This window comes from Leptospira sarikeiensis (assembly GCF_004769615.1).
GTDB classification, from domain to species: Bacteria; Spirochaetota; Leptospiria; order Leptospirales; family Leptospiraceae; genus Leptospira_B; species Leptospira_B sarikeiensis.
Genome location: NZ_RQGF01000028.1, coordinates 310,852 through 324,288 on the forward strand (window position 1 = coordinate 310,852; position 13,437 = coordinate 324,288).

At 40.5% G+C, this 13,437-nt stretch carries 10 protein-coding genes; 2 read left to right on the forward strand and 8 right to left on the reverse strand.

What is annotated here, in order from left to right; translation table 11 throughout:
* Nucleotides 1-124: 124 nt before the first annotated feature.
* The 3 genes from EHQ64_RS12765 to EHQ64_RS12775 all read right to left on the reverse strand — a co-directional run bounded on the left by EHQ64_RS12765 (nucleotide 125) and on the right by EHQ64_RS12775 (nucleotide 2,525).
* Nucleotides 125-1,027 carry a bifunctional helix-turn-helix transcriptional regulator/GNAT family N-acetyltransferase gene (locus EHQ64_RS12765; protein WP_135649857.1) on the reverse strand — a complete coding sequence of 301 codons (903 nt, stop codon included), beginning with the start codon at nucleotides 1,025-1,027 and terminating at the stop codon, nucleotides 125-127.
* Between the two features lie 80 nt (nucleotides 1,028-1,107).
* Complete coding sequence (locus EHQ64_RS12770; RefSeq protein WP_135649858.1) at nucleotides 1,108-1,902, reverse strand: CPBP family intramembrane glutamic endopeptidase; 795 nt, start codon at nucleotides 1,900-1,902, stop codon at nucleotides 1,108-1,110.
* Between the two features lie 26 nt (nucleotides 1,903-1,928).
* Nucleotides 1,929-2,525: a hypothetical protein gene (locus EHQ64_RS12775; RefSeq protein WP_210410853.1), complete on the reverse strand. Its 597-nt coding sequence runs from the start codon at nucleotides 2,523-2,525 to the stop codon at nucleotides 1,929-1,931.
* Between the two features lie 169 nt (nucleotides 2,526-2,694).
* Here EHQ64_RS12775 and EHQ64_RS12780 point away from each other — a divergent pair, with 169 nt between their 5' ends.
* On the forward strand, nucleotides 2,695-3,603 hold the full coding sequence (locus EHQ64_RS12780) for a TIGR01777 family oxidoreductase (protein WP_135649860.1): 909 nt from the start codon (nucleotides 2,695-2,697) through the stop codon (nucleotides 3,601-3,603).
* 206 nt (nucleotides 3,604-3,809) lie between these two features.
* Nucleotides 3,810-4,115, forward strand: coding sequence for a thioredoxin (trxA, locus tag EHQ64_RS12785; protein WP_135649861.1), 306 nt, complete (start codon nucleotides 3,810-3,812; stop codon nucleotides 4,113-4,115).
* Between the two features lie 168 nt (nucleotides 4,116-4,283).
* Here trxA and EHQ64_RS12790 read toward each other — a convergent pair whose 3' ends face one another.
* The 5 genes from EHQ64_RS12790 to metG all read right to left on the reverse strand — a co-directional run bounded on the left by EHQ64_RS12790 (nucleotide 4,284) and on the right by metG (nucleotide 13,373).
* Entirely contained in the window at nucleotides 4,284-5,015 is a 732-nt protein-coding gene (locus tag EHQ64_RS12790; RefSeq protein WP_135649862.1) for a DUF4846 domain-containing protein, read from the reverse strand.
* A gap of 37 nt (nucleotides 5,016-5,052) precedes the next feature.
* Nucleotides 5,053-6,780 carry an acyl-CoA dehydrogenase family protein gene (locus tag EHQ64_RS12795; RefSeq protein ID WP_135650569.1) on the reverse strand — a complete coding sequence of 576 codons (1,728 nt, stop codon included), beginning with the start codon at nucleotides 6,778-6,780 and terminating at the stop codon, nucleotides 5,053-5,055.
* Between the two features lie 166 nt (nucleotides 6,781-6,946).
* Nucleotides 6,947-8,668: an alpha-glucosidase gene (locus EHQ64_RS12800; RefSeq protein WP_135649863.1), complete on the reverse strand. Its 1,722-nt coding sequence runs from the start codon at nucleotides 8,666-8,668 to the stop codon at nucleotides 6,947-6,949.
* Nucleotides 8,669-8,682: 14 nt separating this feature from the next.
* The gene (locus tag EHQ64_RS12805; protein WP_135649864.1) at nucleotides 8,683-11,316 is read right to left on the reverse strand and encodes a [protein-PII] uridylyltransferase family protein; all 2,634 of its coding nucleotides are present in this window, start codon (nucleotides 11,314-11,316) and stop codon (nucleotides 8,683-8,685) included.
* Between the two features lie 29 nt (nucleotides 11,317-11,345).
* On the reverse strand, nucleotides 11,346-13,373 hold the full coding sequence (metG, locus tag EHQ64_RS12810) for a methionine--tRNA ligase (RefSeq protein ID WP_135649865.1): 2,028 nt from the start codon (nucleotides 13,371-13,373) through the stop codon (nucleotides 11,346-11,348).
* Between the last annotated feature and the right edge of the window lie 64 nt (nucleotides 13,374-13,437).

The window sequence follows — 13,437 nt, forward strand, 5'->3', positions numbered from 1 at the left end:
AAACCGCGCCTTCCCACGAAAGCCCTCCCCTCCACCCGATTCAGGGTGGGGGCTTTTTGCAAAATTTCAAGGTTACCTAGCTAAGCAAAATCTTTCTCCAAAACCCTCAGCAATTCATTCTTAGTTAGAAATCTTCCAGCATCCATTTCTCTTCCATTAAACCTTTTTTCCAGATATGATTCGGTTTAGATTCGGAATAGGTAAAACCATAACGTTTATATAAACTTCTCGCGGAATCTAAATTACTCAAGGTCCACAGAAAAATAGAAACGTTTTTGGACTTCGCATACTCTACTGCCAGAGAAAGCAAATTTTTCCCAATTCCCAGATTCCTGAAATTAGGTTCCGTATAAAACCAACGTATCTGAGAAAGTTTTTTCTTAGAAAAAAGGATCGCGATTGCGCCTGCAATCTTTCCGTTCGACTCGGCTACCCAAACCTTATCGAATTTAGATTTATGTTTCAAATACTCCGACATTCCCAATATTAAGTATTCTTCGAACGAATTGTTGAACTGATATTCTTCTTCGTACAATACTGCTTGTCTATGGATCATATAACCAAGATCACCGACTTTTGCTTCACGATAGATCACAGGAGAAACTTCTTTAGAAAAAGTCCTTCTGACAAAATTCATAGAAGACACCAATTCCATTTTATCAGTGTCGGAACAATTCTTGATCAAGTCAGAGATCTGTAAGTTAGAAGCATGGATCAATTTAGACATCACCTCTCTTCCTTTTTTTGTAAGTTCCAAATGAAGAATACGAGAATCTTCACGGTTTGCAGTCCTTTTTATAATTCCTTTCTTTTCAAATTGTTGAATTGTTCGGCTTAAATAACCTTTATCTAAATTTAACAAACGAGCCAACCGGACAGCAGTAATACCTTTAGAATGTCCTATCTCATATAATAATCTGGCTTCAGTTAGAGAATATTCACTGTTCAGAAAATGATTATTTAAAAGCCCGAGAGCATTCGTGTAATATCGATTAAATTCTCGAATAGAGTCTATATAACCTTTCATAGGAAAATATTGCCCCAAATAGTTGCTAAAAGCAACTATAAATTCGAAAAACGAGAAAACCAGTAGGGCCTTGCAAGGAGCTAAGTCGCAAAAAATAGAACGATGGTTGCGATCGTGATATCCGCGAAAAAATGCACTGCTATTGGATATACGATCCCCTTACTCAATATTCGGATCCAGCCGGTCATCAAACCGTAAATACAAGCAAGTCCGACTCCGATCCAACCTCTAGGAAATCCATGCAGATGTAAGATCCCGAAACTAATCGCCTGTAAGATCCAAGACAATCTAATTGAAATATTCGCGCTCAGAAAAGATTCGAATAAGATCCCTCTAAACAAAAACTCTTCCGCAATCGCATTCAAAATTGCGAAACCGATCCCTGCAGAAATCAAAACCCATAATTCTCCTTTCGGAAAATTATCTTTAATATCGCTAATATCAGGGGACAGCAAATAAAACCAGAGAACGAGAGCTAAACTTGCAGCCAGAATGAATAAAACGGAAAATCCTAAGACGCTACTTGAAAATTCCCCTCTTCTCCACCAACCCAAAAGCCCATCTGTTTTGATCCTTTTATAAAACAAAAAATAGAAGAGCAATGCGAGGATCAAAGTTCCTGGCCATAAATTTTTGGCGTAAGGAAATATATTAATAAAAGATAAAACGAATAACGGGATGTTTAAATAGAATAAAGATCTAAATCCGAACAAACGACCCAGTATTAAGAAAAGAAAAAGAAGGACCGGAGCGATAAATAGAATTCGGACCTCTTCAAAAACAGAAGAAGTAAAAAGAACTGCACTGAATAAGATCAGTAAACCTTCTCTTTTACCTGCAGAATAAAACGGAAGATCCTTTCCTTCTTCTTTCAAAACGAACTCCCGGATAGATCAAAAATCTATTCTATAATTTGGATGTCCTGAATACAGGATCCTTGTCCCGAGACTGCAAAAGTTCCTTGGACAGACCAAATCCAAATTCCATTCGGATATTCTTTTTGGGGAACAATCCCTGCCGCTTTATTAAGAGGAATACTGACTACATTCGATTTTGAAAAATCCAATATGGTATTTAAATACTCAGTATCATCCGGCAATCTTGATTCTTTGTCCACATTGATCGCCTCTCTTTCCAAAACTTTCAAAGAAAGAGGCGGAGTTTGATTTGAACATGCAATGACTCGGATCTCTTTCCAATTTGTAGGAACATAAGAACCGTTCTTCAAACGATGAGAAAGCCTTAACTCCAGATCAAAGTCCATTTCTCTGTTAGAAGGACGCAATTTTCTCCATTTAGTCTCCAAATTTCCATCCGCTAAATAAGGAGCTTGGGAAGAACGATCCGACAGATAAGAATCCGTGAAATCGAATCGTAAAAAAGGAGGCTCGGATTTATAAGATTCCAATTTGGAATTCGTAGTAGAATATAGATAATAATTAGAAAGAACCAGACCCGCTACGAAAACGAGGGCCCAAATTTTTGAAACAGCGTTCAATTTCTGAAAATACTCCCTTCCCAACGATATCGATTTCCTTTCCGGGAAGCAACCAGGATTTCCTTTCTTCTTGTCGAAAGAAAACCGATTTCGAATCATGATCCCGGAAAGAAATTAGGCAAAAACTTTTTAATTCTTCCGGAACAAAGAAAAAGGAGCGGTTTGCAAAATGCTAATTGGAATCACCGGCGGCACTGGACTCATAGGATCCATGCTGGCAATCCGCTTAAAGGCGGAAGGATATAGAGTTCGGATTTTTAGCCGCAGTGGAAAATTACCACCTCGTTTACAAAGAATTTCTGAATGGGATGTAAGGATCGGATCTCTTCCTACAAGAGCAGACTTGGAAGGAGTGAACGTACTCATCAATCTTGCTGGAGAACCGATCGCAGTCCGATGGACTCCGGAATACAAACAAAAGATCAGATCTTCTAGAGTGGATTTCACAAGGGATTTAGTCGCAAGACTCAGCTCCTTAGGAGAATTCGCACCAAAAACATTATTCAATTCCTCGGCAATCGGTATCTATGGATCCTACGAAAGTGGAACACCTCCTTTCGACGAAGATAGTCCCGCAGCAGAAGATGAACTCGGCTCTCTCTGCAAAGATTGGGAAGAAGAAGCTTTAGAAGCGGAGAAAGTAGGGATCAGAACGGTACTATTAAGAACAGGAGTCGTATTGACTACGGAAGGCGGAGCGCTTTCTTCTATGCTACCCGCATTCAAATTATTCGCAGGTGGCCCGATCGCTAGCGGAAACCAAGTCCTATCCTGGATCCATATCGAAGATCAACTCTCTGCAATTTTATTTTTACTACGTAAGGAACAAGCAAGAGGAGCATACAACCTAGTATCTCCGGAACCACTCTCAAACGAACAGTTCAGCAAGGTGCTTGCAAAAACTTTAGGAAGGCCTGCATTCACAAGAATGCCTGCATTTGCAGTTTCACTCGCAATGGGCGAAGGTTCTATCGTAGCAACTCACGGACAAAGAGTCGTGCCGAGAAGACTTCAGGAATTAGGATACAAATTCAGATATCCTAATTTGGAAACGGCACTTAGAAATTTATTAAGATAAAAACAAAAGGCGGAGACATTTCTGTATATTATAAAATAGAAATATACTCCGCCTCGGTTGATTCCGGGCTGACTTAAGCCCCTTTTTTAATGTATCGAAAATCCTGCCAAAACAGTCTCTCCACCCTTCAAAAAATCCTCCCAAGATCCAAAAACAGATTGTCCATTTGGATTTAGAATGGGTCTAATCTCTGTATGGAAAACACAATGCCTGGTTCATTCAACGAACTACTTAAAACACACGAAAAGCCCATTCTAGTGGATTTCTGGGCCGAATGGTGCGGTCCTTGTAAAATGGTCGCTCCTGAGCTGGAAAAATTTGCCCAAGCTCATCCTGGACAAGTCACCGTAGTAAAAGTCAATATTGACGAAAAGCCTGAACTGGCTCAACAATTCGGAGTCCAATCCATTCCGACCCTTATCCTTTTTAAAGGTGGAGAGATTGCGGAAAAAGTAGTGGGAGCAATTCCACAGGCGCATATGGAGAAAGTTTTTGCTCCTAAACTGGCTTAAAAATTTTCTTTCGGTCCGGGCACGAGGGGCGACTCCTTCGCTACGCTCGGACCGCGCTACTCCGATCTACGCTTTCGCTCCGGTCCCGGTATATAATTCATATTATTCTAGTATATATTCCGAGCGAGATACCGTGACTGCTTCGCAATCTGCGTATCGCTGTCGCGGTTAGAATCTCCTAAATACAGGCTCTCCATAAGGAAAATATTCTTTTAAATAAGAAACAAAGCTAGCTATATCATACCAGCCGTCTTTTCGATTCGGATTTCTTTCTATATGGAATTCTTGTGCAGGCATAAAACTATAACCGATCAAAAATAATCTTTTACCGTCTGCAAAACTGCAAGAATCCATCAAAACGGAAAGATGCCCTACTCCACCGTTCTCATTCTGTAAGATCATATCTCCCGGAACAAGCTTATCTTCCAAAACGGTTTTAGCACCTTTCTTAACAGACCAGGAATTGGTTTCATCGAAACTTACTTTCAAAAAACTTAAATAATCTTTTCCGTAGGAAGAGTAGTATCTCTTCTTTCCCGAATAATTATAAAGATACAATCGGCTTAACTTTTTGGAATCCCGATGATAGTCCGCCCAAAATCTCATTCCCCAATCCGCACATTGCTCTATATCGATCTCGAAAAGTAATGGTTTAGAGATAACCGAATGAACATTATAAAGTTCTCTTTTAATTTCCTGGCCTTTGTAGGAAAAGATCCTAGGATCAGGCTTTAAATCCAGATCTCTCAACCATTCCTGGTAGGAACCCTTAGGATATTCTTCTCTAACACAACCTTTCGGAGTCGCAATGTCTCGGATAGATCTCGACTCGGCTTTCTGCTCAAAGATCGGGACAAACAAAAACAGAACCGTTCCGAAGAGCGGTAAAAACTTCTTCATAAGAAATATATTCTGCAGGAACGGATCTAAGACAAAATTACCAGTTTACGATCTCATCCACTTCTTCCTGGTCTAGGCGGAAGGAATCATAGTCTCCGTAAGTTTTAGGAAGTGTTTTGAACAAGAAGGCCCCAAATCCTTTTGCAAAAGAATCGAATTTGGATCTTTTTGCACCGGAAACTCGGTCATATACAGCCTGCTCTAAAAATTCGGAAAGAACAAGAGCTCCATATGCCTGATCGGAAAGATCCACTCTATAGGTTTCTTTCCATTCTCTAGGTTTTTCTTCTATACTCTTATTCCAATCCAAGAGTAAGTATTCTCCCAATTTGGAGATCTCTTCCAGCTCAGGATATTTTTTTGCAGCATCGAAATTCTTCTTCAATTCTGAGACATACGAATCTCGGATCTTTGTACGATTCATCGCTCCTAAAGCATGATCCGTAATGATCAAATGAGTTCCTTCCCAAGTTTCGTTTATGATACAATCATTATGCAATCTAGGAAGACATGTATAATCACCGATAATCCCTGAACCGCCAAGAGCCATGATCGCCCTATGAGTGATCTGAGAAGACAAGGAAGAGGATCTGTATTTCATTAAAGGAGTGGAAATTTGTTCTGCTAAAATCCCTTTTTGGGTCCAGTCGATCCCTCTGAAGATCGGCATTACTAAAGCTGCATACAAAATTCGGAGCTCAGCAAGTTCTCTGGAATACGCGGAAAAATCCTGGATCTTCTTTCCATAAGCGGTTCTGTAGCGGGAATACTCTCTTGCTTCCATAAACGCCCTTCTGGACATTCCGGAAGCGGCAAGGCCCACATGCACTCTGGAAGTTCGGATCACATAACGGATCAAATTTGCGATCCCATGTGCTGGCCTTCCTAAAGCTTCCGCTTCCAAGTCCTCGTAGACGATCTCTACGGTGAGTTTCCCTTTAGAACCGATAATATCTTTTTTTCTTAATATATGATGTCCGTTCAGCTCTCCGTTGTCTTTGATCCTTGGGACCAAGAATAAACCAACAGTTTCCGTATCTTCTATTTTAGCGGTAGTGACCCAAAGATCTCCCGGATTGGAACAAAACCATTTTTCTCCGTTTAAGATCCATTTTCCGTTCTCACCTTTCGTGGCGATAGTCCTGTTGGCTCCTACATTACTTCCACCCACTCTTTCGGTTACGTATTGTCCCGCCATAAAATGAGAAAAGGATCCTTTACCAGCTACCAAAGGTAGATATTTCTTTTTTTGTTCCTCGGTTCCAATCCCTTGGAGTACACGGATCATACCTTCGGTCATTGCTAAAGGACAGGTGACTCCTCCCTCTCCGTTCTGGTTTGCAAGATAGGTCAATGCCTGTCTATGTAGGTCCGTAAAAGGAAACTTCCATTCATCATGAAAATCTAAATTAACGATACCATAATCGTAGGAAATTTTTCTGGAAAGTTTTTGCTCATGAGAATATACGATCTGATCGATCCTATTTCCGGATCTGTCGTATTTGACTACTTCTCCGTATTTTCCTTCCTTGTGAGACGCCTCTGTGAGCTCGTCCAAGGTACCACCGACCAATTCTCCATAACCTTTCAAATGATCGACCATCGCCTTCTTATGATCTGCCTTATAATCTGCAGAGTATCTATCGATGATCCTTTGTAATATTTTATCTTCTTCGTAAAAGTTCTTACCTCGATTCCCCTTGTAACCGGTTAAATCATAAGAAGCCAATCCTGGATTTTCGGATAAATGGTTTGGATGAGTCATAGTATTTCCTTTATAAGAACGGGAACCCGCTATCGCAATCATAAGCGAATAGGACCCGACTGCCAGAACTTTTTAGGACTCTAGGATACGTTGGATTTAAGTCGAACGTCGTTTGTTTGGAGAAAAAAGTATAGTAATGATTTTTTAGAATAAAAAACGGGTTCGTTTAATATTCTAAAACCATTCCCTCATACGGTGCGATCTCGAAGACTACAGGGATCTCCATTTTCTCCGGCTTTCTATGAGTGGAGATCAGGATCTGTGCAGTACGGTTCGCATTCGCTACGATCTTTTTGGATTCATTCTCGAAGTTTAAAATGATAAGACATTTTTTCTTTTCGAATTCTCGAGTGTATTGAAGAACACCAGGAGGAGAATCGTAATCCAAAGCAAGAGTTCCTTTTTTCAGGATCTCATTTCCTTTGCGTAGCCAAATCAGTTTTTTATAAAAATTTAATAGACTATCGATAGATCTGGATTGTGTTTCCACATTCACATTCTCGTATCTGGAGAACACAGGTAACCAAGGTTCGCCCTGGCTGAATCCGCCATTCACGTCGGAAGACCAACACATAGGAAGTCTACAGTTGTCACGGCTTGGATAAACCGGCCAATATCTTTTTCCGACAGGGTCTTGGATCCGATTTTTAGGGACTCTTTCGTCCATCATTCCAAGCTCTTCCCCGTAATATAAAAACGGAGTTCCTCTTAAGGTAAGAAGCATTAGTGCAGCGATTTTTGCTCTTTGGACCGTTTCTCTTCCTTTGGAATATCTTGTGATATGGCGACGAAAATCATGATTACTTAATGTATAATTCGGCCAACCCTTATCTCTAAGGTACTTCTCCCATTCCTTGATCACATCCCGGAATTTTTCGGCCTTCCAAGGAGTATAAAAGAAAGCAAAGTTGAACGCTAGATGAAGTTCATCGCCCTTCGCTCCGTAATAGGAAGCAGGAAGTGCGCTAGTGCCCGGAGGCTCCATCATCACTTCGCCCACGGACATTTTATCTCCGTAGGAATCCAAAAGTTTTCTAAGATCCTTTAGGATATCGTGCATCTCAGGACGATCACGATCATAAATATGATTTTGCTGATCGAAAGGTCTTGCGATCCATCTTTTACGAGGATTACTTCTGAGTTCCGAATCCTTAACGAATAGATTCACCACGTCCAAACGGAAACCGTCGACTCCCATATCTAGCCAAAACTTGACCATAGAGAAGATCGCTTTCTTGACTTCCGGATTTCTCCAGTTCAGATCAGGTTGTTCCGCTAAGAAAGAATGATAATAATATTGTTCTGTAGTTTTGTCGAAGGTCCAAGCCTTTCCACCGAAAGTACCCATCCAATTATTCGGAGGATTTCCGTTTACAGGATCTTTCCAAATATACCAGTCTCTCTTCGGATTATTTTTAGAAGATTTGGATTCTATAAACCAAGGATGAAGATGAGAAGTATGATTGGCCACCAAGTCCATGATGATCCGAATCTTTCGTTTATGAGCTTCTTTTAATAAACGTTTGAATGTTTCCAGGTTACCGAAGACTGGATCGATACTTTCGTAATCCGAAATATCATATCCAAAATCGAACATAGGAGAAGGGTAAATAGGAGAAAGCCAGATCGCATCGATCCCCAATGAGTTCTGAGTTCCATCATTGAGGTAATCCAGCTTTTGGATAATACCTTCTAGATCGCCGATCCCATCCCCATTGGAATCCCTAAAACTTCTAGGATAGATTTGATAAACGACCGCGTTTTTCCACCAGTCGGCATCCACTTTCTTCCCACGACGAGGAGGATTTGGCTTTTTCAGAAGCCGAACCGATGAGGAGGTTTCTTTTTTTCTTTTAGAAGCTACTGTGGAACGACTGTCCGAATCCATACTGGGGACCATTTTTAAAAAACGAGTTCCCCTGTCATCCTTTCCACAGGCTGAATTCTTAGGATCCTAGCTTCTAAAGATTTTAATAATTCCTTATCCTTGACCTGTTCGCCTTCTTTTGTTTGAAGATAGAATGAGTCATAAGCATAGTCCGCCGAAGTGGATACCCTTAAGTGGGAAACTTTTAAACCGAAATCGAAAACTTTTCGTAAAATTCTATACACGAGTCCAACCATATCCGGCATTCTAACTTCCATAATCGTTGTATCAGTAACATCTTCATTGGAAAAACGAACGGATCTATTAACGATACTCTCCGGTATCGTCTTACGTGGATTCCATTCAGTCCTTTCGAATGCAATACTATCTCTTTGTAATGTTCCGGAAGCCATTAGCCTAAGTTTACCTTCCATTCTGGAAAGTTTATCTCCGGAAATATTCCCGCTCCCTTGAGAGTCGGTCACTTGAAGGATATGCACTTGGTAATCTTCGAAAGTATAACTTTGCATTCCTACAAGATTTAATCCTTCTGAAGAAACAGAACAACAGAGATCCAATAAAATTTCAGGAAGATCCCGGCTCACAACTTCTACAGTCACGAATGCAGGATCCTGCTCCAGATCGAAAAGTAGATCGGATGTTTCTCCTTGGCTAAGGGAAGTAATCGATTTAAAATATTTTAATATTTTTCGGTTAGATACCGTTTTTAAAAAACTCTGAGGGATCACCGAATATGCAAAGGAAGCGATTGTTTTTGCGATCTTAGGATCCTGGCCCTCTTTTTCGGTTAAATACGCGACTAAATCTTTCGAAAGCGCAATCCTTTCTTCCTCTCCATGAGAATCCTCGTAATCCGTTCTTTTATTTTTAAAGAAGTCTATGGAGTTTTTATAAAGAACGTTTAAGATCGCCTTCTTCCAATTGGTAAGAACATTCGTTCCGACAGATTTAGTATCTATGATCGTAAGAACATAAAGTAATTTCAGTCTGTCCGGATTGGAAACGGTTCTCGCAAAATTACGGATCAAAATTTTATCCGAGATGTCTCGCTTAGAGGAAAGCTCCGACATCAGAATATGTTTCTCCACTAAAAAGCGGAATACATCTGTATCTTCTTCGGAAAGCCCAAGACGAGAGCCGACAGACACAGCAAGTTCCGCACCGTATTCGGAGTGATCTCCTTCTTTCACTTTTCCTGCATCATGCAAAAGGATTGCGAGCGCAAGAATTTCGGTTTTCTCACATTCTCCGTAAACTTCTTGGATCTCTCTGTCTTCGAATTCATTCTTATCCAAACGGTCCAATTCGTGAAGTATCAGAAGTGTATGTTCATCTACCGTGAATTCATGATGATAACTGAATAATGGAAAATTGGTGCAGGCCCCAAACTCAGGTAAAAGTTCTCCGAGAACCTGGCATTCATGCATTAATTTTAATATTCTTCCACGATCTTTGCTATTTCGAAGAATATTCAGGAACTCTCCGTTTACTTCTGCAGAATATCTAAAATCATCATCCAAGAAATGGGAAGCAAATCTGATCTCGCTTAATAGACTACCGGATGCTTCGAAGCCGGTCTCTTGGATCATTTTGAATGTAAGTAATAGATCTTTATATAAAGTATGAGGGTTTGCGAAAAGATTTCCTTCACTCGGAGGAAAGACCGTTTTTCCAATTCTTATGAATCGGATCCCTTCATAACTGAAATTTTCAGTCTCTCCACCTTTATGAGAAGCGAGTATAGAATCCAAATAGATACGGATCGTGAAGTAAATATTTTTCTGATGGCTATAGAGAGTATTCATGAACTTCTCTATGGTCTGCATTTCTTCTTTTTTACCGAAACCTAGATATTCTGCTACTTCCGGCTGTAGATTCAGATCCAAACGATCATGTTTTCTCCCGGTCAGAACATGAAGCGCGGTTCTTGCCCGTATCAAAAAATCATACGCCTCTTCCAAGGCTTGGATCTCTCCATTCTGAAAAAATGGAAGAACTGCAAGCCCACCCAATGAACGGATAGGCCCTCTGGATTTTTCAGTCCAATATAAATATTGAATGTCTCTTAGCCCGCATAGATCCGTTTTCAAATTCGGTTCTGACAGAAGGATCGGTCTTCCTTCTTTTAAAAACCTTTCGGAAAGTTGTTCTTCTTTTGTTTGATTATATCTTGTGGAAAACTTTGTAGGAAGTTTTGCTAAAAACTCTTCTTCATATTTTTTGAACAGTTCTTTAGAGCCTGTTAAGAATCTACTATCTAAGATTGCATGATAGCTGGACATATCATCCAAATACCGGAAAGATTCTTTGATCGTCCTACAAGTATGACCTACTTCTTTACCAGAATCATATAGATACGTATTGATGGAAGAGATGATCTCTGAAAGTTTATGGTCCGGAACTCCGTTATGCAGATATAATATATCCACATCCGAATGGGGAGCCATCTCCATACGACCATAGCCGCCGAGGGCAACAACAGCAACCTCTTCTCCCTTTTTTAGGATGCCCGAAGACTTTTCGAATCTTGCTCTTAAAAAAGAATCTATGATAAACGTAAGTTGCCTAGAGACAAGACGACCTGATACGGTCCTACTTTTTTCCAAAAGCCTTTGGAAGCTATAGGAGATGTCTAATTCTAAAGGCATTGATTGTTCCTACAGCTCTTAGACTCGATTTATTTCAATTTATCGCCTGGGTTTGCCCCTCGATGAGGAACAAATAAGCTCAAAGTTTCGCCTTCTCCGGAAGCGAGTAACATAGCCTCGGACATTCCGAATTTCATCTTACGAGGTTTGAGATTTGCAACCGCTACTACGCTAAGGCCTACAAGATCCTGAGGTTGGTAAGCAGCCTTTATTCCTGCGAAAACGTTTTTTGTACCGAGTGGTCCAAGATCCAGTTTCACTTGTACAAGTTTATCCGCGCCTTCTACAGGACCTGCTTCTAAGACCTTGCCAACTCTTAGATCAACTTTGCTTAAGTCATCGATAGAGATTTCCAAAACTCCTTCCGTTTTTGTCGGAGCCGGAGCTGGAGCCTGTGTAGATTTTGTTTCTGCAGCGTTTTCTTCTAACATAGTTTGGATGGCCTTTTCTTCCACTCGTTTGGTGATCATTTCATAAGCGGATACTTTTGTTTTTTCTAAATCGGAATCCAGATCCGCAAATTCTGGTTTTTTATTTAGGTCCAGTAGTTTGTATATTTTTTCGGAAGCCTTAGGGAGAACCGGACATAGATAGATCGCAAGAATACGAGCCGCATTCAACGCTACTGTCACAGTTTGTCTCGCAAGTTCTGCATCCGTTTTGATCTGGATCCAAGGAGCCAGATCGTTTACGTATTTATTCGCGATATCTCCCAAACGAGAGCATTCTTTCATGATCCGAGTGTAGTTACGTGTTTCATACCATTCTCTGATCTTCGGTTCTGAACTTCTCAGTTCATCCAGGATCTTCTTCCCTTCCGGATCCAAACTTCCTAAAGTTCTATCCAGTTTATCTAATATAGATGTGGAAACTCTGGAAACTAAGTTTACGAAGTTTCCCACAAGATCGGAATTCACTTTTGCAGTGTAATCATCGAAAGAAAGATCTAGATCGTCCATTCCGGACCCGAGTTTTCCAGCCAGATAAAAACGTAGATGTTCAGGATCTAAATGTTTAAGATATCCTTCTGCCTTGATGAATGTCCCTCTGGACTTGGACATTTTTTCACCGTTTACGGTAATGAAACCGTGAACATGCACTTGTGTAGGAGATCTATATCCTCCACCTTCCAAAGTCGCAGGCCAAAATAAAGTATGAAAATATAATATATCTTTTCCGATAAAATGGGAGATCTCAGCATTTTCATCCTTCCAAAAAGAATCGAATTTTTTACGATCCCCTTTGAAATAATTCAAACTGGAAGCCATGTATCCGATCGGCGCATCCAACCAGACGTAAAAATATTTTTCGACTTCTCCGGGGATCTTAAAACCGAAATAAGGTCCGTCCCTAGAAATATCCCAATCCTGTAGCCCTGCTTCAAACCATTCCTTTAGTTTTTTGCGAACACCGTCTGCGACATGGGATTCTTTCTCCACCCAGTTAGAAAGATATTTCTCGAAATCACCCAATTTGAAAAAAATATGTTTGGAGTTTCGACTAACGGGAGGAGTCCCACATAAAGAACAATGAGAATCCTTTAGATCCTTGGGAGAATAAGTCGCTCCACAATTCTCACAACTATCCCCATACTGATCTTGGGTCCCGCAATTCGGGCAAGTACCTTTGATAAAACGATCAGGTAGGAACATCTTATCCGTATCACAATATGCTTGTTCTATTTCGCGTTCTGCGATATGGCCTTTTCCTTTTAAGGAAAGATAAATTTCCTCGGAAAGGATCCGATTTTCTTCAGAGTTAGTGGTATAATAATTATCGTATTCTACTAAAAATCCGGAAAGGTCTCGGTAATGTTCCGACCTAACTCGGTCGATCAATTCTTCCGGGCTGATCCCTTCTTTTCTAGCTGCAAGCATGATGGGTGTTCCATGCGTATCATCCGCACAGAAAAAATAACATTCATTGCCCAAAGACTTTTGATAGCGAACATATATATCCGTCTGGATCGCTTCCAGAACATGACCCAAATGGATCGGGCCGTTCGCATAAGGCAAAGCGGAAGTAACGAGGATCTTTCGTTTTGTTTCGGCTCTCACATAGTCAGCCTGAGAAAAATTCCTCCAAAATCAACATGGATTTTTCATTGCAAAACCGCAGGTT

What these genes read in the sequence shown, in the direction of transcription:
- EHQ64_RS12790 (WP_135649862.1), bottom strand. Translation starts at nt 5,015, where the DNA reads ATGAAGAAGTTTTTACCGCTCTTCGGAACGGTTCTGTTTTTGTTTGTC.
- EHQ64_RS12805 (WP_135649864.1), bottom strand. Translation starts at nt 11,316, where the DNA reads ATGCCTTTAGAATTAGACATCTCCTATAGCTTCCAAAGGCTTTTGGAA.
- EHQ64_RS12780 (WP_135649860.1), top strand. Translation starts at nt 2,695, where the DNA reads ATGCTAATTGGAATCACCGGCGGCACTGGACTCATAGGATCCATGCTG.
- trxA (WP_135649861.1), top strand. Translation starts at nt 3,810, where the DNA reads ATGCCTGGTTCATTCAACGAACTACTTAAAACACACGAAAAGCCCATT.
- EHQ64_RS12765 (WP_135649857.1), bottom strand. Translation starts at nt 1,027, where the DNA reads ATGAAAGGTTATATAGACTCTATTCGAGAATTTAATCGATATTACACG.
- EHQ64_RS12795 (WP_135650569.1), bottom strand. Translation starts at nt 6,780, where the DNA reads ATGACTCATCCAAACCATTTATCCGAAAATCCAGGATTGGCTTCTTAT.
- EHQ64_RS12800 (WP_135649863.1), bottom strand. Translation starts at nt 8,668, where the DNA reads ATGGATTCGGACAGTCGTTCCACAGTAGCTTCTAAAAGAAAAAAAGAA.